The sequence below is a fragment of the Bradyrhizobium sp. USDA 327 genome, from assembly GCF_041262065.1.
In the GTDB taxonomy this organism is placed as follows: Bacteria; Pseudomonadota; Alphaproteobacteria; order Rhizobiales; family Xanthobacteraceae; genus Bradyrhizobium; species Bradyrhizobium liaoningense.
In genome coordinates, this window is sequence record NZ_JBGCCW010000001.1 from 7998435 (window position 1) to 8022566 (window position 24132).

Genomic DNA, 24132 nt, shown 5'->3' on the forward strand with positions numbered 1-24132 from the left:
GCAGATCATGATCGAGGAGTGGCCATGATCGCCGTGGCGCTATGGTCAGTGGCGGTTCTGCTGGCGCTGGCTCCTGCGGGAGTCGTGCTGTCAACGCGCCCGCGCGGCTCGATCATCCTTTACGGCGGATGCCTGGTCGCCACATCGACGCTATGTGTCACGGCGCTGACCGATCTGCTCTATTTCCCTCATCTGGCACCGAGCGTGACACTGCCGATCGGATTGCCCTGGCTCGGTGCTCATTTCCGGCTAGATGCACTGTCCGCCTTCTTCCTCGTCGTCGTTAATCTCGGCGGCGTCGCTGCGAGCCTGTTCGCGCTCGGTTACGGCCAGCACGAGGACTCCCCCGGACGCGTGCTGCCGTTCTATCCCGCCTATCTCGCAGCGATGAATGTCGTCGTGCTGGCAAACGATGCCTTCAGCTTCCTGGTCGCCTGGGAATTCATGTCGCTGACCTCCTGGGCGATGGTCGTGTCGCATCACCGGGAGGTCGAGAATGTCCGCGCCGGCTATGTCTATCTTCTGATGGCGAGTTTCGGCACGCTGGCGCTGCTGCTCGCCTTCGGCCTGCTCGCGAGCGGCGCCGGTTACGATTTCGATGCGATCCGAGCCTCGCATCCTTCCGCTGCGCTGACCGGCATGGTTGTGATCCTCGTGCTGCTGGGCGCCGGCTCCAAGGCCGGCCTGGTGCCGTTGCACGCTTGGCTGCCGCTCGCCCATCCCGCCGCACCCAGCCACGTCTCTGCTCTCATGAGTGGCGTCATGACCAAGGTCGCCGTCTACGGTTTCGTGCGCATCGTCTTTGATCTTCTGCCCGAACCGGTGTGGTGGTGGAGCATGGTCGTGCTGCTGGTCGGCGGCCCTACGGCGACGCTGGGCGTGCTCTATGCGCTGATGCAGCGCGATATCAAGCGCGTGCTGGCCTATTCAACGATTGAGAATATCGGCATCATCTTCACCGGCCTCGGGCTGGCGCTGGCTTTCAAGGCGGAAGGGCTCGACTGGGTGGCGGCGCTCGCTTTCACCGCGGCGATGCTGCACGTCTTCAACCATGCGCTGTTCAAGAGCCTGTTGTTCTTCGGCGCCGGTGCGGTGCTGGGATCAACCGGCGAGCGCGACATGGAAAAGCTCGGCGGGCTGATCCATCGCATGCCGAAGACGGCGTTCGCGGTACTGGTCGGCTGCGTCGCGATCTCGGCATTGCCGCCGTTCAACGGCTTCGTTTCGGAGTGGTTGACCTTCCAGGCGATCCTGCTCTCACCGCAACTGCCGAACTGGGGATTGAAGCTGATCATCCCGGCGGTCGGCGGACTGCTGGCGCTCGCCGCCGCGTTCGCTGCGGCGTGTTTCGTCAAACTCTACGGCATCAGCTTCCTCGGCCGTCCCCGTTCGGATGTCGCCGCATCCGCGCACGAAACGGATCGCTTCTCGCTTGCCGCGATGTTCGCGCTAGCCGCTCTCTGCTTTGTCGCCGGCGTCTTGCCCGGCCTCTTCATCGACGCGCTCGCACCGGTGAGCGAGGCCATGGTCGGCAACGTCATGCCGCACCAGACCGGACTGGACTGGCTGACCATCGTGCCGATCGCGCAGAGCCGCAGCTCCTATAACGGCCTCTTGGTGTTTCTGTTCGCGGCGCTCAGCGGTATGGCCGCAGCCTCCGCCATTCATCGCCTGGCGTCCGATCGCTTGCGTCGCGCTCCGGCCTGGGATTGCGGCTATCCGGATCCGAACCCCGCGATCCAGTACTCCGCCTCCAGCTTCTCGCAGCCGATCCGCCGCGTGTTCGGCAGCGTGATCTTCGCTGCGCGCGAGATCGGCGAGATGCCGCAGCCCTTGTCGCCTGCGCCGGCCCGGTTCACCGTCGAGATGCGCGACCTGATCTGGGAGGCGCTCTACGCGCCGATCGCCAAGGTGATTGGCGTTGCGACCGAGCGCGTCAATATGCTGCAGTTCCTCACCATCCGCCGCTACCTGACTCTGGTCTTCGCCGCGTTGATCGTGCTGCTCCTGGTGGTGGCGCTATGACCGCGCTTCGTGACCTCCTCTCGCAAGGCGTTCAGATGTGCCTCGTGCTGCTGCTTGCGCCATTGCTAACCGGCTTCGTCCGCAAGGTGAAGGCGCGGCTGTTGCGTCGGCGCGGTCCGCCGCTCTTGCAGCCCTATCGCGATCTCATCCGCCTGATGCGCAAGGACGTCGTGCTCGCGGACAACGCCTCCTGGCTGTTCCGCGTCATTCCCTATCTGATGTTCGCAGGAACCTGGGTCTCGGCCTCGTTGGTGCCGACTTTCGGCAATGGTCTGTTGTTCTCCTGGAGCGCCGACCTCATCGCCATCACCGCACTGCTCGGCAGCGCGCGTTTCTTCCAGGCGCTCGCCGGCATGGACGTCGGCACCGCCTTCGGCGGCATCGGCTCCAGCCGCGAGGTGATGATCGCCTCGCTCGCCGAGCCTGCGATGCTGATCACCGTCTTTTCCGTCGCGATGATCGCAGGCTCGACCCAGCTCTCCAACGTCGCCGAATTCATGGGCTCGGACGCGGTCGGTCTGCGTGTGTCGCTGGGCATGGCGTTCGTGGCACTGACCATCGTGGCGCTGGCGGAGAATGCCCGTATCCCCGTCGATAACCCAGCCACCCATCTCGAGCTCACCATGGTGCATGAGGCCATGGTGCTGGAATATTCGGGGCGGCATCTCGCGCTGATCGACCTGTCGTCGCAGCTCAAGCTCCTGCTCTATGTCTCGCTGATCGCCTGCGTGTTCCTGCCATGGAGCACCGCGACTGCGGACGCGAGCGTTGCGAGGCTCGTTTCCGGCGCGCTGCTCTATTTCGGCAAGCTGGCGGTCCTTGGCTTTCTGCTCGCCGTGTTCGAGACGTCGATCGCCAAGATGCGGGTATTCAGGATCCCCGAGTTCCTGGGCGCGGCGCTGATGTTGGCGCTGCTTGCCACCCTGTTGCGCTTCGTGTCCGGGAGCCTGTAGCGATGAGCAGCCTGCAATTCGACATCGCCCATCTGCTCTCCGGCTCTCTGGTGCTCGCGAGCTTCATGATGCTCTATCAGGACCGGCTCTATGCGCTGCTCAATGTCTATGCGCTGCATGCCGGCGTGTTGGCGCTGTCGGTGGCGTGGCAGGCCTATGTGCAGCACGCGCCACATCTCTACGTCACGGCGCTGATCGCACTGGTCTTCAAGGCCATCATCATTCCGGTGGCGCTGCACCGGATCATCCGACGACTCGGCATCCACCGCGAGATCGAGAACGTGATCGGCGTGGGCCTGACCATGATGGCCGGCATCGGCCTCGTCGCGCTGTCGATGGTGGTGATGCTGCGCGTGACCCCGGGCGCCGACGCGCTCGCGCGCGAAGACCTTGCCTTCGCGCTGTCGGTGGTGTGCTGCTCGGGCTCCTGATCATGGTGACGCGACGCAACGCCGTGAGCCAGGTGGTCGGCTTCATGTCGCTGGAGAACGGGCTGGTGCTGGCGGCGACCGGCGCCAAGGGCATGCCGCTGGTTGTCGAGATCAGCGTCGCCTTCTCGGTGCTGATCGCCTTCATCGTGATCGGCATCTTCCTGTTCCGCATCCGCGAGCGTTTTGACAGCGTGGACGTGCAGGCGCTCGATCGCTTCAGAGGAGAGCGGCGATGACGATCGATGCGCTCGGTGCGATCCTGCTGATCCCGGTCATCTCGGCCGCGCTGCTCGCGATCCTGCCTGGCTACGTGCTGACGGCGAAGCTCAACGTCGTTGCGGCGCTCGCGACCTTCCTCACCTCGCTGTCGCTGTTCGTGATCGAGCCGACGTCGGGGCAATATCTGCTGCTTGACGACCTCAACAAGGTTTTCATCGTGCTGACGACCTTCGTCGGCTTCACGACATCGGTGTTCAGCGCGAGCTACATCCACCACGAGATCGAGATCGGGCGGCTGACGCCGGCCTTCGTGCGTTTCTATCACGCGATGTATCAGATGCTGATGTTCGCAATGAACCTCGCGCTCGTCGCCAACAATATCGGCCTGATGTGGGTGGCGGTCGAGACGGCGACGTTGACGACCGTGCTGATGGTCGGCATCTACCGCACCCATGAGGCGCTGGAAGCCGCCTGGAAATATTTCATCCTCGGTAGCGTCGGCATCGCGCTCGCACTGTTCGGCACGATCCTGGTTTACATGGCGGCGCGTCCCGCGGTGGGCGAGGGGCTGGACGGCATGGTATGGACGGTGCTGGTGAAGCACGCCGCACAGTTCGACCCGGCGTTGCTCAACGTCGCCTTCGTCTTCCTCTTGCTGGGCTACGGTACCAAGGTTGGCCTCGCACCGTTGCACGCCTGGCTGCCGGATGCGCATGCCGAGGGCCCGACGCCGATCTCGGCGGTGCTGTCCGGCCTGCTGCTCAATGTTGCGCTCTATGCGCTCCTGCGTTTCAAGATGATGCTCGCGGTCAACTCCGAGGCGATCGCGCCGGGTCCGCTGATGGTGACCATGGGCCTGATCTCGGTGATCTTCGCGGCGCTGATGCTGTACCGTCGCCGCGACATCAAGCGGATGTTCGCCTATTCCTCGATCGAGCATATGGGCATCATTGTATTCGCCTTCGGCATGGGCGGGCCGCTCGCGAATTTCGCAGGTCTGTTGCACATGACCATGCATTCGCTGACCAAGTCGGCAATCTTCTTCGCCGTCGGCCATATCGCACAGGTCAAGGGCACCCAGAAGATCGCCGATATCGGCGGCCTCACGACGACCAACCCCGTGCTCGGCTGGGGCCTGATGCTCGGCGTCATCGCCATCGTCGGGCTGCCGCCGCTCGGCATCTTCATGAGCGAGTTTCTAGTGGTGAGCTCGACTTTCGCCCGCGCCCCCTGGCTGACGGTGATCCTGGTGCTCGGCATCATCATCGCACTCGGCGGGCTCTTCTTGCGGGTCGGCGAGGTGATGTTCGGCGAGCCCAAAGGCAAGACCGCGCCCGCGGAAGCCTCCTACGTACCGATGTTCATGCACCTCGGATTGGTACTGATGGCCGGGATCTATCTGCCGCCGGTGCTGGTCACCGGCTTCCAGAACGTCGCCAAGCTTCTGGGGTAAGCGATGGGCATCCTCGACGGCATCCCCCATGTCAATGCGGTGTTGTCGCACCAGCCCTGGCCGCGCGCGGTCGTGACGGAGGCGGGCTGGCAGGCGGCGATCGATCGACTGGTCGAGGGAGGCCTCACACTGCTTGGCTTCTGGGGCGAGCCGACCGCTGTGCATATGGCGATGCTCGATGGAGGCTCGGCCGAGATCGCGGTCGTCACTTACGAGTGTACGGCCGGCACATTTCCAAGCGTCGCCAGCCGTCACCCGCCGGCGCTTCGGCTGGAGCGGACCATCCATGATCTGTTCGGGCTTGTTCCGACGGCTGCTGACGATCTGCGGCCATGGCTCGATCACTATGCCTGGGGCAAATCCTATCCGTTCTCCGGCCGCAACGCATCGCGCGACGTGCGGCCATACCAGTTCCTTCCGGTCGAGGGTGAGGCGTTGCACCAGGTGGCGGTCGGCCCCGTCCATGCCGGGATCATCGAGCCCGGCCATTTCCGCTTCACCGCCAATGGCGAGCATGTGGTGCGGCTGGAGCAGTGGCTCGGCTACACCCACAAGGGCATCGAGTCGCTGATGCAGGGCGCGAGCCTCGAGGCCGCGGCAAAGCTCGCCAACCGCACCTCCGGCGACAGCGCCGTCGCCTATGCCTTCGCCTTTGCGTGTGCCGTGGAAGCGGCGCTGCAGATCGAGGCGCCGAGGCAAGCGGCCCTTTTGCGGGCGCTGATGGCGGAACTGGAGCGGCTCGCCAATCATTTGGGCGACATTGGAGCCATCTGTAACGACGCGTCGTTCGCGCTGATGCATGCCCAGACCGGCATTTTGCGTGAGCGTTGCTTGCGCGCTGCGAATGTCGCGTTCGGCCATCGCCTGATGATGGACGTCATCGTGCCCGGTGGTGTGATGCGTGACATCGCGCCGGACGGCGTTTCCGCGCTACGGGCGCTGCTCGCGGAGCTACGCAAGGTCTTTCCGCGCTTGATCGAGCTCTATGACAACACGGCGTCGTTGCAGGACCGCACCGTCACCACGGGGATCGTGAAGGCGGAATATGCGCGCCAGTTTGGCGCCGGCGGTTATGTCGGCCGCGCCTCTGGCCGCGATTTCGATGCGCGGCGGGCGATTGCCTACACGCCTTACGACGCGTTGTCGTTCGAGGTGCCGGTACTACAGGCCGGTGACGTGAACGCGCGGGTCTGGATCCGAATCCGCGAGGTCGAGCAGAGCATCGAACTGATCGAGCAGATCCTCGACCAACTTGGGCCGGGAGGGCTCAAAACCGCGCTGCCTCCCAGGATCGGCCGCGGTGCCTGTGAAGGCATGGCGCTCACCGAGGCCTTCCGCGGCGACGTCCTGGTGTGGTTGCGGCTCGATGGCGAGTTGCGCGTCGAACGCTGCCACCTGCGCGACGCGTCGTGGTTCCAGTGGCCGCTGCTGGAAGCCGCAATCGAGGGCAACATCATTGCCGACTTCCCGCTCTGCAATAAGTCGTTCAACTGTTCCTATTCGGGCGCGGACCTCTAACCCATGCGCAAGACCCTGCTCGAAAGCCTCACCCATGGTTCGCTGACGGAGCCCGCGCCGACGCCGGACGATTCGGCGCTGGCGGAGCTTGCAACGAAAGTCGACCGCGCCGCCCGGGCCAGGCTCGGGCGTTCTCTTGCCATCCGCGAGGTCGATGCCGGGTCCTGTAACGGCTGCGAGCTGGAGATCCACGCGCTTGCCAACGCCTTCTACGACATCGAACGTTTCGGTCTGCGCTTCGTCGCCTCGCCACGCCATGCCGACGTGCTGCTGGTCACGGGTCCCGTGACGAAGAACATGCGACAGGCGCTGGAGCGGACCTACAACGCGACACCCGATCCGAAATGGGTCGTCGCGGTCGGCGGCTGCGCGATCGATGGCGGCATTTTCAGAGGCAGCTACGCCTGCGTCGGCGGCGTATCGGAGACCGTTCCGGTGGATCTGCACATCAAGGGCTGCCCGCCGTCTCCGATGGAGTTGCTGAAGGGCCTGCTCGCGCTGCTGGAGCACGTCAGCGGCAAGCGGTAAGCCGCATCCGCACCCACATACTCCGTCATTCCGGGCCAGCGGGTGCGCTCGCCGCACTCCCGCTGTCATCGCCCGCCTTGTGCGCACTTGCGGCGCTGGGGCGCGCGATCCAGTATTTCAGAGACAGCGCGAGGATACGGAGAAGCCGCTGCTTGCCGGATTCCCCGCGTCCGCGGGCAATCCAGTGGTGTTGTAGTCGAACTGGTGCCCAAATGCGGAGACGACGCCGGACAGAGCACCTCTCAATCCACCAGGATCACCCGGATATCGTTCACGTTCGTCAGCGTCGGCCCCGGCTGTAGCAGATCCCCCGTGGCCTCGAAGAACGAGGTCGCGTCGTTGTTGTCGAGATAGGCTTGCGGCTGCAGTCCCTGCGCCTTCATCCTTGCGAAGGTTGCCGCGTCGATCAGCGCGCCGGCAGGGTCGGTGGGGTTGCCGGCACCGCCGTCGGCGCCGTCGGTGTCGCCGGCGAGTGCCGAGATGCCGGCCGTGTCCTGCAACAGGCCGGCGAGCGCCAGCGCGTATTCCTGGTTCGGTCCGCCGCGCCCCTGGCCACGCACGGTGACCGTGAGCTCTCCGCCGGAGAGGATGGCGATGCGCTTGCCTTGCGCACGCGCCTCGAGCGCCAGCCTGGCGTGATCGGCGGCGACCTCGCGCGCCTCGCCTTCGAGATCGGCGCCGAGATCGATGGTCTCGTAACCGGAGGCGCGCGCCAGCTTCACTGCGGCGTCGAGCGACTGCTTGGGCCGCGCGATCAGCTCGAAAGTCGCGCGCCCGAAGGCCGCGTCACCCGGTTTGCAGCTTTCATTGGCGGGATCGTCGAGCGCGCGGCGCACCGCATCGTCGATGTCGAGCTTGTACCTGGCCACGATCGCGCGCGCATCCGCCAGCGTCGTCGGATCCGGCACGGTGGGACCGGAGGCGATCGCGGAAGGGTCGTCATGCGGCACGTCGGAGATCGCGAGCGTGACGATCTCGGCGGCGTTCCTGCCGGCGCGCGCCAGCCGCCCGCCCTTGATGCGCGACAGATGTTTCCTGACGATGTTCATCTCGCCGATCGGCGCGCCCGAGCGCAGCAGCGCCTTGTTGACCGCCTGCTTCTGCGCGAAGCTGACGCCGTTCGCCGGCGCGATCCAGTTGGCCGAGCCGCCGCCGGTGAGTAGCACCAGGAGCAGATCGTCAGGCCCGGCCTCGCCCGCGAGCGCGAGCGTGTCGGCCGCGCCTTTCAAGCCGGCTTCGTCAGGCACGGGATGCCCGGCCTCGATCACGCGGATGCGGCGGGTCGGCACGCCGTAGCCATGGCGCGTGGTGGCGATGCCGACCAGCCGCTCCGGCGGGAGCTCGAGCGCGTCGAGATAGTGCCGCTCGGCCGCCGCGGCCATCGCGCCTGCGCCCTTGCCGGCGGCAAGGCAGATCACGCGTCCCCTGGGCGCGGGACGCAGATGCGGCGCCAGGATCGTATTCGGATGGGCGGCAGCAACGGCGGCGTCGTAGAGCGCGCGGAGCAGGGGACGTCGGTCGGTCATGACGATGGCCTTCGGCAGACTGAAGTGGCGGCGATGAGGTTGCCGGCCAACTGCCTACCGCATCGTGCGCCAAAGCGTAAGCGGCCTGCACCATCATTCGATTGTGCAATCGCGTGATCAAAATCCCCGCGCAAGCAAAAGCCCCCTGCGCGGCCGGCGCAGGGGGCTTCTCGTCGTGCGTTTCAGGCGCCAGCTAGCCGCCGGCTTCGGCGTTGATCACGTCGCCGAACAGCTCCCATCGCTCGCCCTTGAAGCGTTGCAGCTGCAGCGAGCTGATCGGGGCGAAATCGGTCGCCGACGTGTTGATCTTGATGCCGGGCAGCAGCGCCTCGGTGCGGAAGTCCTTCAGGCTCGCGGCCTGTTTCATGACGTTCGCGCGCGTGAGGTCGTCACCGCAGTTCTTCAGCACCTGGACCAGCGTCTGCGCGACGCCGTAACCGACGATCGTGCCGCCGTCGGTCTTGTCGCCTTCGGGGAAGTACTTCGTCATGAAGTCGAGGAACGCCTTCATGCCCGCGTCATTGGCCCATTGCGCGTCGGTGGTGTCCTTCAGATAGGCCGCGGAGATGATGCCTTGCGCGTTCTCGAACCCTGCCGGCTTGATCACGCTTCCGACCGAGGCGGAGACGTTGTTGAGGAAGTGGATCGGTTTCCAGCCGATCTCGGCATTCTTCTTGATCGCCTGCGCCGCGAATTTCGGCGTGGTGATGTTGATGAAGACGTCGGCGCCGGTCGCCTTCAGCTTGACGATGTGATTGTCGATGGTCGGCTCCGACGTCTCGTAGCTTTCCTCCAGCACGATCATGCTTGCGGCCTTGGCGCCGAGCCCGTCCTTCAGGCCCTTCAGGTAGTCCTTGCCGTAATCGTCGTTCTGGTAGAGCACGCCGATCTTGGCGTTGGGCAGCTCCTTCAGGATGTATTTGGCGTAGATCTGCGTCTCGCTCTGGTAGTTGGGCTGCCAGCCCATGGTCCAGGGGAAGTTCTGCGGATCGTTCCACTTGGTGGCGCCGGTGGCGACGAACAGCTGCGGCACCTTCTTCGAGTTCATGTATTTCTGGATCGCCGTGTTCGGCGGCGTGCCGAGCGAGTTGAAGACGAGCAGCACCTCGTCGCTCTCGACCAGCTTGCGGGCCTGCTCCACCGTCTTCGGCGGTGAGTACGCGTCGTCGTAGGAGATGAAATTGATCTTGCGGCCGTTGATGCCGCCTTCGTCGTTGATCTTCTTGAAATAGGCGGCTTCGGTGCGCCCGATGATGCCGTAGGCGGAGGCCGGTCCGCTGTAGGGCATGATGTTGCCGATCTTGATATCGGTGTCGGTCGCGCCGGTATCGTATTTCTTCTGGGCCGATGCAGTTGAGGTCGAAGCCGCAATGAGCGCGAGCGCCAATGACGCGGCCGCGAGTTTGCCGGTGACAGCAGGCATTCCAATCTCCCTATTCTTCTTGGTGTGTGCGTCCCTTTTCTTGTCTCGTTTTTTGGCGACGCGACCGCAATTCAATACGATTTGCCCGGAAGCTTCAAGGAAAAGCCCCTGCGGCAAGGCCGCAGGGGCTGCGTCTTTAGTCGATTGGGATGATATCTTTAGCGGCTGGTTAAGGTTAGCCGCCGACGTCGCCGCTCAGGACCTCGCCAAATCGCTCCCAATGCTCGCCCTTGAAGCGGATCAGTTGCAGCTGCGAGAGCGGCGCGAAATCGGAGGCCGACGTGTTGACCTTGATGCCCGGCAACAGCCCCGCAGGCTCGAAATCCCTGATGCTGGCCGCCTGCTTCATGATGTTTTCGCGGGTCAGATTGTCACCGCAGGCCTTGAGCACGTGCACGAGGCCCTGGCTCACGATATAGCCGTACATCACCGAGGCGTCGGCGCGGTTCGCTTCCGGATAGTACTTGTCCAGGAATTCGTTCCAGGCGATCATCGCCTTGTCGTCCTTCCACTGCGCGTCGGTCGGGTCCTTGAAGTATTGCGACGAGATGATGTCCTGGGCGTTCTCGAAGCCGGCCGGCTTGATCACGCTGCCGATCGAGCCCGAGACGTTGTTGAGGAAATGCAGCGGCTTCCAGCCGATCTCGGCGTTCTTCTTGATGGCCTGCGCCGCGAATTTCGGCGTGGTGACGTTGAAGAAGATATCCGCGCCCGTCGCCTTCATCTTCACGATGTGGGAATCGATGGTTGGCTCGGAGACTTCGTAGCTGTCCTCAATGACGATCATCGAGGCGGCCTTGGCGCCGAGCCCGTCCTTGAACCCCTTCAGATAGTCCTTGCCGTAGTCGTCGTTCTGATAGAGCACGGCGATCTTGGCGTTCGGATGGTTCTTCAGGATGTACTTGGCATAGATGATCGACTCGATCTGGTAGTTGGGCTGCCAGCCCATGGTCCAGGGGAAGTTCTGCGGATCGTTCCACTTGGTGGCGCCGGTGGCGACGAACAGCTGCGGCACCTTCTTCGAGTTCATGTATTTCTGGATCGCCGTGTTGGGCGGCGTGCCCAGCGAGTTGAAGATCAACAGCACCTCGTCGCTTTCGACGAGCTTGCGCGCCTGTTCCACCGTTTTGGGCGGCGAGTAGGTGTCGTCATAGGTGACGAAATTGATCTTGCGGCCGTTGATGCCGCCTTCGGCGTTGATCTTGCGGAAATAGGCCTCCTCGGTCTTGCCGATCACGCCGTAGGCGGAGGCGGGTCCGCTGTAGGGCATGATGTTGCCGATCTTGATTTCGGTGTCGGATGCGCCGGTGTCGTATTTCTTCTGCGCGGATGCTGCCGTGGAAAGAGCGGCAGCCAGCACGAGGGCAGCCGAGAAGGCCCCCAATCGCACATGCATTGCAGGCATCTTGATCTCCCTGGGAAGGTTTGAATGTGTCGATTGTTCTTGTTGGGGGCGATGGTTGCTCCTCGCTCCATCGCGCATTCAATACCTATCCACGGCCCTCAGCAAGAAGAACGCCCCGCATAAGCGTCGCGGGGTGGGCGATTCTCGTCGAAGACGATGCTGGAATATTCCGGCGCGTGAGATTTCGTGCCGCCAAGCCGCCGCTTTAGTTGCTTTACGAAGAAGCGGCTATCTTGAATTGAGCCGTCGCGGCGGTCAGTGGCCGACGTCGCTCGAGATGACGTCGCCGAACAGCTCCCATTTCCGGCCCTTGAACCGCATCATCTGGAGCTGTTCGATCGGAGCGAAATTGTCCGGCGCGGTATTGATCTTGATGCCGGGCAAGAGCGTATCGGGTTCGAAGTCCTTCAGGCTGGCGGCCTGCTTCATGATGTTCTCGCGGGTGAGATCGTCGCCGCACATCTGCAGCACCTTCACCATGGTCTGCGCGGCGGCATAGCCGAACACGACGCCTGCATCGAGCTTGTTGGCCTTGGGGTCATACTGGGCGAGGAAGTTGTAGAATTTCTTCATGCCGTCATCGGCATTCCACTGCGGATCGGAGCCGTCCTTGGTGTAGCTCGCCGACAGGATGCCTTGCGAGATCTCGAGCCCGGCCGGTTCGATCACGCCGCCGACCGAGGCCGAGACGTTCGAGATGATGTGGACCGGATGCCAGTTGATCTCCGCCGCCTTCTTGATGCCCTGCGCTGTGAATTTCGGTGTGGTGATGCTGATGAAGACGTCAGCGCCGGAGGCTTTCAGTTTGACCACGTGCTCGTCGATCGCCGGTTCCGACGTGCTGTAGGGCTCTTCCAGCACGATCATCGAAGCCTTGGCGCCGAGGCCCTCCTTCAGCCCGTTCAGATAGTCCTTGCCGAAATCGTCGTTCTGGTAGAGCACACCGATCTTTCCGTCCGGCTTCTCCTTCATGACGTATTTGGCGTAGATGCGCGCCTCGCTCGCGTAGTTCGGCTGCCAGCCCATGGTCCAGGGATATTGCTTGGGATCGTTCCATTTCGAAGCGCCGCTCGCCACGAACAATTGCGGCACCTTCTTCTCGTTCATGTATTTGCGGATGGCGCTATTGGTGGAGGTGCCGAGCGAGCCGAAAATCAGCAGCACCCCGTCGCTCTCGACCAGCTTGCGCGCCTGCTCCACCGTCTTCGGCGGCGAATAGGCGTCGTCATAGGAGATGAACTTGATCTTGCGGCCATTGATGCCGCCCTCGGCGTTGATCTTGTTGAAGTAGGCTTCCTCGGCCTTGCCGATCGAGGCATAGGCGGAGGCCGGCCCGCTATAGGGCATGATGTTACCGATCTTGATCTCGGTATCGGAAGCGCCGTTGTCGTATTTCTTCTGCGCCTGCACTTCGCTGCTCATTGCAGTGCACAAGGCGAGCGCAACCCAGAGGGACGCAACCTGGAAACGAACGGCGACCATTGTTCTCCTTCCTCGGGGCGGATCGGTCGCATTGAACAAGATTGATGCCCGCCGTCAACAAAAAGCCCCCGCGGTTGCCCGCGGGGGCCGTTTACGTTGGATGGTCGCGTCAGCGTGTCACTCGGAGGCGATATCGCCGCTGATGATCTCGCCGAACAGTTCCCACTTCTCGCCCTTGAAGCGCATCATCTGAAGCTGCGCAATCGGGGCGAAGTCGGTGGCGCTGGTGTTGATCTTGACGCCGGGCAGCAGGGTGTCCGGCGCGAAGTCCTTCAGGCTCGCGGCCTGCTTCATGAGGTTGGCACGGGTGAGATCGTCACCGCACATTTCCAGCACCTTGGCCAGGGTCGACGCGGCGCCGTAGCCATAGACCATGCTGGTGTCGGACTTGTCGGCACCCGGCATGTACTTGTCGACGAACTCGTTCCACCTCTTCATGCCGGGATCGTTGGCCCACTGCGGGTCGGTGGAGTCCTTGGCATAGGCTGCCGACAACACGCCCTGCGCGTTCTCGAAGCCGGCCGGCTTCATCACGCTGCCAACCGAGATCGACACGTTGGTGAGGATCTGGAGCGGCTTCCAGCTGAGCTCGGCGGTCTTCTTGATGGTCTGGGCCGCGAACTTCGGCGTGGTGTAGATCAGGAGCACGTCGGGATTGGCCGCCTTGATCTTGACGATGTGACCGTCGATCGACGGCTCGGAGATCTCGTAGCTCTCTTCCATGATGATCATGGACGAGGCCTTCGCGCCGAGACCGTCCTTGGTGCCCTTGAGGTAGTCTTTGCCGAAATCGTCGTTCTGATAGAGGATCGCGATCTTGGCGTCCGGCTTCTCCTTCATCAGCCATTTGGCGTAGATGTGCGCTTCACTCTGGTAGGAGGGCTGCCAGCCCATGGTCCAGGGGAAGTTCTTCGGATCGTTCCACTTGGTCGCGCCGGTGGCGACGAACAGCTGCGGGATCTTCTTGGCGTTGAGGTATTTCTGGATCGCTGTGTTCGAGGGCGTGCCGAGCGGGTTGAAGACGGCCAGCACCTCGTCGCTCTCGACCAGCTTTCGGACCTGCTCGACGGCCTTCGGCGGCGAATAGCCGTCGTCATAGGTTACGAAGTTGATCTTGCGACCGTTGATGCCGCCCTTGTCGTTGACCATCCTGAAATAGGCTTCTTCGGTCTTGCCGATGATGCCATAGGCCGAGGCCGGACCGCTGTACGGCATGATGTTGCCGATCTTGATCTCGGTATCGGACGCGCCGGTGTCGTATTTCTTTTGGGCGAGTGCAGCGCCGGAGGTGAGGGTGACGGCCGCCGTTGCCGTGACCAGCGCGGCGGCTCGCAGTGTTCTTCCGAAAAGCAATTGGGTCTCCTTGGTTAAACAACAGTCCTTGAGAGTTTTCAGTTCTTCCTGAGCTTGCCGACAAGTTGCTGGCCCAGGACCGCGATCTGCCTCGCGCCATGCGGCACGAGGTAGATGACGAGGAACAACAGCACGCCGAACACCGCGCCGGAGAGGCCCTTGGAGATGCTTTCCGCCATGTTCGGCACGAAGATGATGAAGGCCGCACCGACGAACGAGCCGGGCAGCCAGCCGACGCCGCCGACCACCATGCCGAGGAACAGCGAGATCGCGAGCGTGATGGTGTAGCTGTCGGGCGCGACGAATTGCACGGCGATGGCGCCAAGCGAGCCGGCAACGCCGGTGATGCCGGCGGACACCCCGAAAGCCAGAGTCTTGTAGAGCGCGACGTTGACACCCATCGAGGAGGCCGCGATCTCGTTGTCGCGGATCGCCATGAAGGCGCGCCCCGAGCGGGAGCGCAGCAGGTTCACCGAGAAGATGTAGATCGCGATCGTCACGGCGAGCGTGAAGTAGTACAGCCACATATCCTGCGACATCGGCAGGCCGAACGGTGCGTCCGGCTTGGTGACGACGAGGCCCTGCACGCCGCCGGTCCAGTGCTCGAGGAAGTTCAGCTTCAAGAGCTGCGGCATCGCAGTGGCGAGCGCGAAAGTCGCGAGCGCGAGATAGACGCCGGACAGCCGCAGCGCCGGCTTGCCGAACAGGTAACCGAAGCCGAAGCAGATCGCGGCGGAAATCGGAATGGTCAGCGCGTAGTTGATGTTGGCGTGCTCCATCAACACCGCCGAGGTATAGGCGCCGACGGCGTAGAACGCGCTCTGGCCGAGCGAGAACTGGCCGGAGCCGCCGGTCAGGATGTTGAGCGCCAGCACGGCGAGCCCGTAGATCAGGAGCATCGTCATCTGGAAGATGATGAAGTTCTTGACGAACATCGGCACGACCAACAGCGCCGCCAGCACCACCAGCGAGGTGCCGGTGCCCAGCGTCATGGCGCGCTTCGGAACGGCCTCGACCGCCTGGTGGCCTTCGGCGACGACTTCTTCTGCAGCGCTCATGATCAAACTCGCTTGACGATGTGCCGGCCGAACAGGCCAGCGGGTTTGACGACCAGGACGGAGATGATCAGCGCGAGCGCGATCGGGAGCTTCAGCTCGTTGCCAACGCCGGGGATGTAGGTGCCGGCGAGGTTCTCGAAGACGCCGACCAGGAAGCCGCCGACCACGGCACCGAACGGGCTGCTCAATCCGCCGAGCACCGCCGCGGCGAAGCCGTAGATCAGGACGCCGCCCATCATGTTGGGCTCGAGGAACACGACCGGAGCGATCAGCATGCCGGCGATCGAACCGATCGCGGTCGCCATGCCCCAGCCGAGTGCGATCATCCAGCTCGTGTTGATGCCGACGAGACGGGCCGATTCAGGCACCGAGGCGGCCGCGCGCATCGCAAGGCCGATCCGCGTGTACTGGAAGAAGAAGTAGAGGCCGAGCAAGAGCAGCACGGTGACGCCGATCATGCCGGCCTGGTGAGTCGAGATCAGCTGGCTGCCCAGAAAGGGCGAGGAGCCGAACGGGGTCGGGTACTGCTTGATGGTGAAGTCCCAGATCAGGCCGGCGGAGGAGTTGATGATCGCAAACAGCGCGATGAAGCCGGCGACGTTGGTCAGAACCGGCGCCTTGGCGAGCGGCTTGAACAGGATCCGCTCGATCGCGATGCCGGCGACGAAGGAGAATGCCAGCGTCATCAGGAAGGCGGCCCAATAGGACACGCCCCACTGCATCAGCTGCCAGGAGATGAAGGTCGAGAACATCGCCATCTCGCCTTGCGCGAAATTGAGATGGTCGATGGCCTGGTAGATCATGACCACCGCGAGCGCCATGCAGGCGTAGATCGCGCCCGTGGCGATGCCGGCCAGGACCTGGTTGGTGAACAGTTCCATTGTCCCGGCTCCCTCAGTAACCCAGATAGGATTTGCGGATTTCTTCGTTGTTCGCGATGTCCTTGGCTTTGCCCGACATCACGATCCGACCGGTCTCGATCACATAGGCCTGGTCGGCGAGTTCGAGCGCCAGCTGGGCGTTCTGTTCGACCACCAGGATCGACACCTTGTCCTCGCGGTTGATCTTGCCGAGGATGCCGAACAGATCGCGCACCACCAGCGGCGCGAGGCCGAAGGACGGCTCGTCGAGCAGCATCAGCCGCGGCCGCAGCATCAGGGCGCGGGCGACCGCGAGCATCTGCTGCTCGCCGCCGGACAGCGTGCCGGCCACCTGGGTGTGCCGCTGCTTCAGCACCGGGAAGTGGGCGTACATGCGTTCGATGTCGGAGACGATGCCGGCGCTGTCCTTGCGGGTGATGGCGCCGAGCTGGAGGTTCTCCTCCACCGTCATGGTGGTGAAGGTGCCGCGGCCCTGCGGCACGTGGGCGATGCCGAACCGCACGATGCTTTCGGTGGAGCGGTTGTTCAGGGGCTTGCCTTCGAACTCGATCGCTCCGGTCGAGCGCACCATGTTGCAGATCGCGCGCAGCGTCGTGGTCTTGCCGGCGCCGTTGGCACCGAGCAGCGTCACCAGGGAACCCTCGTTGAGCGAGAAGGACAGGCCATGGAGTGCCTGGACCTGGCCGTAATAGGCGCGCAGGTCCTTGACGTTGAGCAGTGTCGTCATTGGTCCTTGCTCCCGAGATACGCCTTGATGACGTCGGGGTCGGCCTGCACCTGGGCGGGCGTCCCCTCCGCGAGCTTCTTGCCGAAATTCAGCGCGACGACGTGGTCGGCAATCGACATCACGAGGCCCATGTGGTGCTCGACCAGGAGCACGGTCATGTGGCGCTCGTCGCGAATGCGGCGGATGAGAGCTCCGAGCACGTAGACTTCCTCGTGGTTGAGGCCGCCGGCAGGCTCGTCGAGCAGCAGGATCTTCGGATCGGCCGCGAGCGCGCGCGCCAGCTCGACCCGCTTCTGCGTACCGAAGGGCAGGCCGGAGACGATGGTGTGGGCGACGTCCTCGAGGTCGAGATAGGCGAGGATCTCGTGCACCTTCTTGTTGACGCTGGTCTCGCTGCGCCGGACCCAGGCAAGCCTCAGGGAGTCGCTGATGATGTCGCTCGAGGTCTTCGAATGCGCGCCGACGCGGACGTTGTCCATCACCGACAAATTCGGGAACAGCGCCACGTTCTGGAAGGTTCGGCCGATGCCGATCTCGGCGATCCGGTGCGGCGGCCGCGACAGGATGCTGACGCCGTCCATCAGGATGTCGCCGGACGACGGCTGATACAGCCGCGAAAGGCAATTGAAGAGCGTGGTCTTGCCGGCGCCGTTGGGGCCGATCAATCCAAGGATCTGGCCCTTGTGCATGTCGAAGGACACGCCGTTGAGCGCGATGATGCCGCCGAACACGACGCTGACGTCGCGAACCGCGAGCAGGGGCGATGTCCCCCGCGCGAGCTGTGCCTGCGTCATCTCGTCTCGCTCACGTCGTTCAGTGAGCGATGGGGCGATGCAAACCGCTCCCGATGATGACAAAGGCTATCTGAACCCCTCGGCCACACGCGCAACTTTTCCTCCTGATTTCAGCTTTTTGCTGTTGTCTTTTTTTGAATGCGGCATCAGACCCCCGAGCGCCGCTTCGATGTTCCTTACCATCGCCAGCAGGCGCGGTCCAATGTCGTTGATCAAACGCTCTTCCGTGAAGCGGAATGCCGGCGCGCCGCAATTGAATGCGTAAGGTCCGGTTCCGTCGTTGAGCTTGAGCGCGACGCCGGCCGCGCCGATGTCGTCGTGCCAGTCGCCGACCGAAATCGCAAAACCGTATTTCGCGACCGTTTCGCCGGAACGTTCCAATCCTTCGCGCATCTTCGGCCAGCGGCTGCCGTAATGTTCGCGCAGAATGCGCGACACTTCAGCGCGACCCTCGTCGTCGAGCGCCCAGAAATAGGCGCGGCCCATCGCACTGGTTGCAATCGGCACGCGCGAGCCGACGTCAAGTTGAACGCCGACCGTCTCGCTGCCGCGGCTCTGCCCGAAATAGATCATGCTGTGACGGTCGCGGCCGCCGACGGCGACGGCACCGCCGGTCGCGCGCATCACTTCCTCGCGGAACGGCTCCGACAAGTGCCGAACGCCCAGATTGGCCAACGCCGCGTAACCGAGCGACATCGCTGCGGGTGCGAGCTGGTACTTCTCGAAGCGGGGAACCGGCGTCAGATAGCCGAGCCTAGTCAACGTGTAGGTCAGCCGCGACACGGTCGGTTTGGGCAGATTGGTGCGCGCCGCAATCTCCTGATTGCCGAGCAGGCCGTCATTGGGTTGGAACGCGCGCAATACATCCAGTCCGCGGGAAAGCGCGACGACGAAATTCCGATCGGTCGCAGTCTTCTTTCCTGTACGCTTCATCCCTGATCTGCTTCTTGCGCGGAGTCGTTGACAACGTCCGTGCTTCAAAATAACCCTGCCGTCAAGATGCGGAATTAAATTCCGCACCGCGAAATCGAATAAAAGCAAATCCCCACCAAGGAGGGACACCGTGAGCGAAGTGGTCAAGCTTGAGCGTCATGATGAGGTCGGCATCGTCACGGTCAACAGCCCGCCGGTCAATGCGCTGAGTGCCGCGGTCCGCGGCGGCATTCTGGAATGCATCAAGGCCGCGATCGCCGATCCCGCCATCAAGGGCATCGTGCTGACCTGCGCCGGCCGCACCTTCATCGCGGGCGCCGACATCACCGAATTCGGCAAGCCGCCGAAGCCGCCGGCCCTCAACGACGTGCTGTCCGAGATCGAGAATTCGCCGAAGCCCGTCGTTGCCGCGATCCACGGCACCGCCCTCGGCGGCGGCCTCGAGGTCGCGCTCGCCTGTCATTTCCGTGTCGCTGTGAAGGAGGCCAAGCTCGGCCTGCCCGAGGTGAAGCTGGGCCTGTTGCCGGGCGCCGGCGGAACCCAGCGCCTGCCGCGCGCGGTCGGGCCTGAGCTCGCAGTCAAGATGATCGTCGGCGGCGACCCGATCGGCGCCGCCGAAGCGCTGAAGAACGGCCTGATCGAGGAGATCGTCGAGGGGCCGGCCTCGGGCGGCGAAGCCTTCGTGCGCAAGCTGCTGGCCGAGAAGCGCCCGCTGCGCCGCCTGCGCGACGACGATTCCAAGCTCGCGGCCGCCAAGGCCGACCGCTCGATCTTCACCAATGCCGTCGCCGCCATGACCAAGAAGTCGCGCGGCTTGGAAGCGCCGTTCGCGGCGGCCGATGCCGTCGGCTGTGCCATCGACCTTCCGTTCGACGAAGGGTTGAAGAAGGAGCGCGAGGGCTTCCTGAAGCTCGTCGCCAGCGACCAGTCCAAGGCGCAGCGCTATGCGTTCTTCGCCGAGCGCGAAGCCGCCAAGATCGCGGGCGTCCCCGAAGGCACCAAGTCGCGCCCTGTGAACCGTGTCGCCATTCTCGGCGCCGGCACCATGGGCGGCGGCATCGCGATGTCGTTCGCCAATGCCGGCATCCCGGTCACGCTGATCGAGACCGCCGAGGAGCAGCTCAAGCGCGGCATGGGCGTCATGCAGAAGAACTGGGAAGCGACCGCGGCGCGCGGCGGCATCCCGGCGGACGCGCCCGCCAAGCGCATGGCGCTGATCGACGGCAAGGTCGGCATCGAGAATGTCGGCGACGCCGACCTCGTCATCGAGGCCGTGTTCGAGACCATGGCGGTGAAGAAGGAGGTGTTCGGCAAGCTCGACCAGTACGCCAAGCCGGGCGCGGTGCTCGCCTCCAACACCTCGTACCTGAACATCGACGAGATCGCGAAGTCGACCAAGCGTCCGCAGGACGTGCTCGGCATGCACTTCTTCTCGCCGGCCAACGTCATGAAGCTGTGCGAGATCGTGCGTGCCGACAAGACCGCGCCGGACGCGCTCGTGACGGCCGTCACGATCGCGCGCAAGATCGCGAAGGTGCCGGCCGTGGTCGGCGTCTGCGACGGCTTCGTCGGCAACCGCATGCTGGCCCAGCGCGGCAAGCAGTCCGAGAAGCTGCTGTTCGAAGGCGCTCTGCCGCAGCAGGTCGATGCCGTCGTCACCAAGTTCGGCATGCCGATGGGCCCGTTCGCGATGGGCGACCTCGCCGGCCTCGACATCGGCTGGCGCTCGCGCAAGGACCGCGGCATCAAGTCGGAGATCGCGGACGCGCTGTGCGAAGCCGGCCGCTTCGGTCAGAAGACCGGCAAGGGCTACTACAAGTACGAAGCCGGCAGCCGCGCTCCGCTGCCCGACCCTGAAGTCGAGAAGCTGATCGACGAGACGCTGCTGCGCCTCGGCCGCAAGAAGCGCGTCGTCAGCGACGAGGAGATCCTCGAGCGCATGATGTATCCGATGATCAACGAGGGCGCGAAGATCCTGGAAGAGGGCATCGCGGCGCGTCCCTCCGACATCGACGTGGTCTGGCTCTACGGCTATGGCTGGCCGATCTACCGCGGCGGTCCGATGTACTGGGCCGACAGCGTCGGCCTCAAGCACATCGCCGATCGCCTGTCGTTCTACGCCAAGGAGACCAACGACCCGAGCCTCGAGCCCGCCCCGCTGCTGAAGAAGCTCGCCGCCGAAGGCAAGACGTTCGCCTCGCTCGCGGCGGCGTCGAAGGCGGCGTGATCAAGGGCGCCGTGGCCGCGATGTCTCGCTCCGGGCAACGCTCTCTCCGTTCCCTCCCCCCTTGTGGGGGAGGGGCAGGGAGGGGGGTAGCCCCGGGCACCAGCGTTTGTGGCCACCCCCTTCCCCAACCCTTCCCCACAAGGGGGAAGGGAGCCTGGGCAGTTTGCCCGCCTCACTGCAATCAAGACCATTCATGACCCATCCCGGCGAACAGTTTTACCCCGAGGGCGTGCGTTGGGACGATCCCATCGTCCAGGGCACGCTCCCGGATCTCCTGTCGAAGGCCGCCGCCGAGTACGGCCCGCGCACCGCGTTGGAGTTCCGGGACCGTCCGATCAGCTACACCGAGCTCGCAGCTCAGGCCGAGCGCGCGGCAGCGGCGTTCCTGCGCGCCGGCATCGGCAGGAGCTCTTCCGTCGCGCTGTTCCTCGGCAACACGCCGGACCATCCCGTCAATTTCTTCGGCGCGCTCAAGGCCGGCGCCCGGGTCGCGCACCTCTCGCCGCTCGACGGCGAGATCGCGCTGACGCACAAGGTCTCCGACTCCGGCTCGCGCCTGCTGGTCACCTCGAACCTCCAGGCCTTGCTGCCGACCGCGCTGAAATTCCTTGAGAAGGGGCTGATCGACCGCCTGGTCGTCTGCGAGGACGATCATTGGGGCAAGATCGGCACGCCGCAGGCGATGATCCCCGATGATCCCCGTATCGTGACCTTCAAGACCTTCGTCGAGGGTGCCATCGCGCCGGCGCAATGGCCGACAGTGACCGCCGCCGACGTCGCGCTGCTGCAATATACCGGCGGCACCACCGGCCTGCCCAAGGGCGCGATGCTCACGCACGGCAATCTCACCGCGGCGGTGTCGATCTACGACGTCTGGGGCAAGCCGTCGCGCGTAGCGCGTGGCGATGCCATCGAGCGCGTGATCTGCGTGCTGCCGCTGTTCCACATCTACGCGCTCACCGTCGTGCTCCTGTCCTCGCTCAGCCGCGGCAATCTGATCTCGCTGCACCAGCGCTTCGACGTCGAGGCCGTGATGCGCGACATCGAGGTCAAGCGCGCGACCTACTTTCCGGGCGTGCCGACGATGTGGATCGCGATCGCCGCGCTGCCTGATCTGGACAAGCGCGACTTCTCCTCGCTCGCCACCATCGGCTCCGGCGGCGCGCCGCTGCCGGTCGAGATCGCGAATTTCTTCGAGCGCAAGGTCGGCAAGAAGCTGCGCAGCGGCTGGGGCATGACCGAGACCTGCTCGCCCGGCACCGGCCACCCGCCTGACGGTCCCGAGAAGCCGGGCTCGATCGGGCTGATGCTGCCCGGCATCGAGCTCGACGTCGTCGCGCTCGACGATCCCCGGCGCGTGCTGCCGCCGGGCGAAGTCGGCGAGATCCGCATCAAGGGTCCGAACGTCACTGGAGGCTACTGGAACAGGCCGGAAGGATCCACGGATGCCTTCGTCGACGGCCGCTTCCTCACCGGCGACATCGGCTATGTCGACACCGACGGCTATTTCTTCCTGGTCGACCGCAAGAAGGACATGATCATCTCCGGCGGCTTCAACGTCTATCCGCAGATGATCGAGCAGGCGATCTACACCATATCAGGCGTGCACGAGGTGATCGTGCTCGGCATCCCCGACCAGTACCGCGGCGAAGCCGCAAAGGCCTTCATCAAGCTGAAGCCCGGCGCAAAGCCGTTCTCGCTCGACGAGCTGCGCGCGCAGCTCAATGGCAAGCTCGGCAAGCACGAACTGCCGGCCGAGGTCGAGTTCGTCGACGATCTGCCGCGCACGCCGGTCGGAAAATTGTCGCGCCACGAATTGCGCCAGCAGCAGAAACCGTCACAATCCACCAAAACCGCATCAGGAGTCCGTTCTTGACCGACGCCGTCATCGTTTCCACCGCCCGCACCCCGATCGGCAAGGCCTATCGCGGCGCGCTCAATGCCACCGAGGGGGCAACCCTGCTCGGCCACGCCATCGGCGAGGCCGTCGCGCGCGCCAAGGTCGACCCGAAGGAGATCGAGGACGTCGTGATGGGCGCAGCCCTCCAGCAGGGCGCGACCGGCGGCAACATCGCGCGCAAGGCGCTGCTGCGCGCCGGCCTGCCCGTCACCGTCGCCGGTACCACCATCGACCGGCAGTGCGCCTCCGGTCTTCAAGCCATCGCGCTGGCCGCGCGTTCGGTGCTCTTCGACGGCGTCGAGATCGCGGTTGGCGGCGGCGGCGAGTCGATTTCGCTGGTGCAGAACGACAAGATGAACGGCTTCCACGCCCAGGACCCCGCGCTGCTCAAGATCAAGGGCGAGGTCTACATGCCCATGATCGACACCGCGGAAGTCGTCGCCAAGCGCTACGGCATCTCGCGCGAACGCCAGGACGAATATTCGCTGGAGAGCCAGCGCCGCACCGCCGCCGCGCAGCAGGGCGGCAAGTTCAAGGACGAGATCGCCCCGATCACCACGCAGATGGCCGTCACCGACAAGGCGACCGGCGCCGTGTCGATGAAGGAGGTCACGCTGTCGCAGGACGAAGGTCCGCGCCCCGAGACCACCGCTGAGGGCCTCGCCGGCCTCAAGCCCGTGCGCGGCGACGGTTTCACCGTCACCGCCGGCAACGCCAGCCAGCTCTCCGACGGCGCCAGCGCCTGCGTGATCATGAGCGACAAGGAAGCCGCCAGGCGGGGCCTCAAGCCGCTCGGCATCTTCCGCGGCTTCGTCTCCGCCGGCTGCGAGCCGGACGAGATGGGCATCGGCCCGGTCTTCGCGGTGCCGCGCCTCCTCAAGCGCCACGGCCTCAGCGTCGACGACATCGGCCTGTGGGAGCTCAACGAAGCCTTCGCGGTGCAGGTGCTGTATTGCCGCGACAAGCTCGGCATCGACCCCGAGAAGATCAACGTCGATGGCGGCGCGATCGCGGTCGGCCATCCCTACGGCATGTCGGGCGCGCGCCTCACCGGCCACGCCCTGATCGAAGGCCGCCGCCGCAAGGCGAAATACGCGGTCGTCACCATGTGCGTCGGCGGCGGCATGGGCGCGGCGGGATTGTTCGAGGTGCTGCAGTAGATGTTTCTGTCATTCCGGGGCGCCGCGAAGCGGCGAGCCCGGAATCCATAACCACCAGTCGGGGATATGGATTCCGGGCCTGCGCCTTACGGCGTATCCCGGAATGACGGCGGGTTTGGTAAGAACAAGATCGCTC

At 64.3% G+C, this 24132-nt stretch carries 18 protein-coding genes and 1 pseudogene; 9 read left to right on the forward strand and 10 right to left on the reverse strand.

Translation table 11 applies throughout. The annotated features are described in order from the left end of the window. Positions 1-18: 18 nt before the first annotated feature. The 6 genes and pseudogenes from hyfB to ABIA42_RS37765 all read left to right on the forward strand — a co-directional run bounded on the left by hyfB (position 19) and on the right by ABIA42_RS37765 (position 7127). Positions 19-2025: a hydrogenase 4 subunit B gene (hyfB, locus tag ABIA42_RS37740; RefSeq protein ID WP_370115945.1), complete on the forward strand. Its 2007-nt coding sequence runs from the start codon at positions 19-21 to the stop codon at positions 2023-2025. Then, the gene (locus tag ABIA42_RS37745) at positions 2022-2978 is read left to right on the forward strand and encodes a respiratory chain complex I subunit 1 family protein (protein WP_035695233.1); all 957 of its coding nucleotides are present in this window, start codon (positions 2022-2024) and stop codon (positions 2976-2978) included. Before hyfB ends, ABIA42_RS37745 begins: the two co-directional genes overlap by 4 nt. Before the next feature lie 2 nt (positions 2979-2980). After that, positions 2981-3645: pseudogene (locus ABIA42_RS37750) on the forward strand (hydrogenase-4 component E). Beyond that, positions 3642-5081, forward strand: a complete 1440-nt coding sequence (locus ABIA42_RS37755; RefSeq protein WP_370115943.1) for a hydrogenase 4 subunit F — start codon at positions 3642-3644, stop codon at positions 5079-5081. Before ABIA42_RS37750 ends, ABIA42_RS37755 begins: the two are co-directional and overlap by 4 nt. Before the next feature lie 3 nt (positions 5082-5084). Beyond that, positions 5085-6599 (forward strand): NADH-quinone oxidoreductase subunit C, encoded by a 1515-nt coding sequence (locus ABIA42_RS37760; protein ID WP_370115942.1) that lies wholly within the window; start codon positions 5085-5087, stop codon positions 6597-6599. Between the two features lie 3 nt (positions 6600-6602). Continuing rightward, on the forward strand, positions 6603-7127 hold the full coding sequence (locus ABIA42_RS37765) for an NADH-quinone oxidoreductase subunit B family protein (RefSeq protein ID WP_271529830.1): 525 nt from the start codon (positions 6603-6605) through the stop codon (positions 7125-7127). A gap of 242 nt (positions 7128-7369) precedes the next feature. Here the strand turns inward: ABIA42_RS37765 and ABIA42_RS37770 are convergent, their stop codons facing one another. The 10 genes from ABIA42_RS37770 to ABIA42_RS37815 all read right to left on the reverse strand — a co-directional run bounded on the left by ABIA42_RS37770 (position 7370) and on the right by ABIA42_RS37815 (position 18709). Continuing rightward, positions 7370-8653, reverse strand: coding sequence for a glycerate kinase (locus ABIA42_RS37770; protein WP_370115940.1), 1284 nt, complete (start codon positions 8651-8653; stop codon positions 7370-7372). A gap of 193 nt (positions 8654-8846) precedes the next feature. After that, the gene (locus ABIA42_RS37775; RefSeq protein WP_370115939.1) at positions 8847-10076 is read right to left on the reverse strand and encodes an ABC transporter substrate-binding protein; all 1230 of its coding nucleotides are present in this window, start codon (positions 10074-10076) and stop codon (positions 8847-8849) included. A 175-nt stretch (positions 10077-10251) separates the two neighbouring features. After that, entirely contained in the window at positions 10252-11481 is a 1230-nt protein-coding gene (locus tag ABIA42_RS37780) for an ABC transporter substrate-binding protein (protein WP_370115937.1), read from the reverse strand. A 255-nt stretch (positions 11482-11736) separates the two neighbouring features. After that, positions 11737-12963, reverse strand: a complete 1227-nt coding sequence (locus ABIA42_RS37785; RefSeq protein WP_370115936.1) for an ABC transporter substrate-binding protein — start codon at positions 12961-12963, stop codon at positions 11737-11739. 117 nt (positions 12964-13080) lie between these two features. Further along, the gene (locus ABIA42_RS37790) at positions 13081-14316 is read right to left on the reverse strand and encodes an ABC transporter substrate-binding protein (protein ID WP_370115935.1); all 1236 of its coding nucleotides are present in this window, start codon (positions 14314-14316) and stop codon (positions 13081-13083) included. A 38-nt stretch (positions 14317-14354) separates the two neighbouring features. Then, on the reverse strand, positions 14355-15374 hold the full coding sequence (locus tag ABIA42_RS37795; protein WP_271529825.1) for a branched-chain amino acid ABC transporter permease: 1020 nt from the start codon (positions 15372-15374) through the stop codon (positions 14355-14357). Between the two features lie 2 nt (positions 15375-15376). Continuing rightward, positions 15377-16255, reverse strand: a complete 879-nt coding sequence (locus ABIA42_RS37800) for a branched-chain amino acid ABC transporter permease (RefSeq protein WP_194389995.1) — start codon at positions 16253-16255, stop codon at positions 15377-15379. A gap of 13 nt (positions 16256-16268) precedes the next feature. Then, a complete protein-coding gene (locus tag ABIA42_RS37805) occupies positions 16269-16982 on the reverse strand; it encodes an ABC transporter ATP-binding protein (RefSeq protein WP_025033919.1) in 714 nt (237 codons plus the stop codon). Next, positions 16979-17776: an ABC transporter ATP-binding protein gene (locus ABIA42_RS37810; RefSeq protein WP_028179414.1), complete on the reverse strand. Its 798-nt coding sequence runs from the start codon at positions 17774-17776 to the stop codon at positions 16979-16981. The genes ABIA42_RS37805 and ABIA42_RS37810 overlap by 4 nt, the downstream gene beginning before the upstream one ends. A gap of 66 nt (positions 17777-17842) precedes the next feature. After that, positions 17843-18709 carry an IclR family transcriptional regulator gene (locus ABIA42_RS37815; RefSeq protein WP_271529905.1) on the reverse strand — a complete coding sequence of 289 codons (867 nt, stop codon included), beginning with the start codon at positions 18707-18709 and terminating at the stop codon, positions 17843-17845. Positions 18710-18839: 130 nt separating this feature from the next. Here ABIA42_RS37815 and ABIA42_RS37820 point away from each other — a divergent pair, with 130 nt between their 5' ends. The 3 genes from ABIA42_RS37820 (at position 18840) to ABIA42_RS37830 (ending at position 23996) form a co-directional block, all read left to right on the forward strand. Beyond that, positions 18840-20936, forward strand: a complete 2097-nt coding sequence (locus tag ABIA42_RS37820) for a 3-hydroxyacyl-CoA dehydrogenase NAD-binding domain-containing protein (RefSeq protein WP_370115933.1) — start codon at positions 18840-18842, stop codon at positions 20934-20936. A gap of 193 nt (positions 20937-21129) precedes the next feature. Beyond that, positions 21130-22812: a dicarboxylate--CoA ligase PimA gene (gene pimA / locus ABIA42_RS37825; protein ID WP_370143729.1), complete on the forward strand. Its 1683-nt coding sequence runs from the start codon at positions 21130-21132 to the stop codon at positions 22810-22812. Beyond that, a complete protein-coding gene (locus tag ABIA42_RS37830) occupies positions 22809-23996 on the forward strand; it encodes an acetyl-CoA C-acyltransferase (protein WP_370115932.1) in 1188 nt (395 codons plus the stop codon). Before pimA ends, ABIA42_RS37830 begins: the two co-directional genes overlap by 4 nt. Positions 23997-24132 lie beyond the last annotated feature (136 nt).

What these genes read in the sequence shown, in the direction of transcription:
- ABIA42_RS37745 (WP_035695233.1), top strand. Translation starts at nt 2,022, where the DNA reads ATGACCGCGCTTCGTGACCTCCTCTCGCAAGGCGTTCAGATGTGCCTC.
- ABIA42_RS37755 (WP_370115943.1), top strand. Translation starts at nt 3,642, where the DNA reads ATGACGATCGATGCGCTCGGTGCGATCCTGCTGATCCCGGTCATCTCG.
- ABIA42_RS37760 (WP_370115942.1), top strand. Translation starts at nt 5,085, where the DNA reads ATGGGCATCCTCGACGGCATCCCCCATGTCAATGCGGTGTTGTCGCAC.
- ABIA42_RS37765 (WP_271529830.1), top strand. Translation starts at nt 6,603, where the DNA reads ATGCGCAAGACCCTGCTCGAAAGCCTCACCCATGGTTCGCTGACGGAG.
- ABIA42_RS37770 (WP_370115940.1), bottom strand. Translation starts at nt 8,653, where the DNA reads ATGACCGACCGACGTCCCCTGCTCCGCGCGCTCTACGACGCCGCCGTT.
- ABIA42_RS37775 (WP_370115939.1), bottom strand. Translation starts at nt 10,076, where the DNA reads ATGCCTGCTGTCACCGGCAAACTCGCGGCCGCGTCATTGGCGCTCGCG.
- ABIA42_RS37780 (WP_370115937.1), bottom strand. Translation starts at nt 11,481, where the DNA reads ATGCCTGCAATGCATGTGCGATTGGGGGCCTTCTCGGCTGCCCTCGTG.
- ABIA42_RS37785 (WP_370115936.1), bottom strand. Translation starts at nt 12,963, where the DNA reads ATGGTCGCCGTTCGTTTCCAGGTTGCGTCCCTCTGGGTTGCGCTCGCC.
- ABIA42_RS37795 (WP_271529825.1), bottom strand. Translation starts at nt 15,374, where the DNA reads ATGAGCGCTGCAGAAGAAGTCGTCGCCGAAGGCCACCAGGCGGTCGAG.
- ABIA42_RS37800 (WP_194389995.1), bottom strand. Translation starts at nt 16,255, where the DNA reads ATGGAACTGTTCACCAACCAGGTCCTGGCCGGCATCGCCACGGGCGCG.
- ABIA42_RS37805 (WP_025033919.1), bottom strand. Translation starts at nt 16,982, where the DNA reads ATGACGACACTGCTCAACGTCAAGGACCTGCGCGCCTATTACGGCCAG.
- ABIA42_RS37810 (WP_028179414.1), bottom strand. Translation starts at nt 17,776, where the DNA reads ATGACGCAGGCACAGCTCGCGCGGGGGACATCGCCCCTGCTCGCGGTT.
- ABIA42_RS37815 (WP_271529905.1), bottom strand. Translation starts at nt 18,709, where the DNA reads ATGAAGCGTACAGGAAAGAAGACTGCGACCGATCGGAATTTCGTCGTC.
- pimA (WP_370143729.1), top strand. Translation starts at nt 21,130, where the DNA reads ATGACCCATCCCGGCGAACAGTTTTACCCCGAGGGCGTGCGTTGGGAC.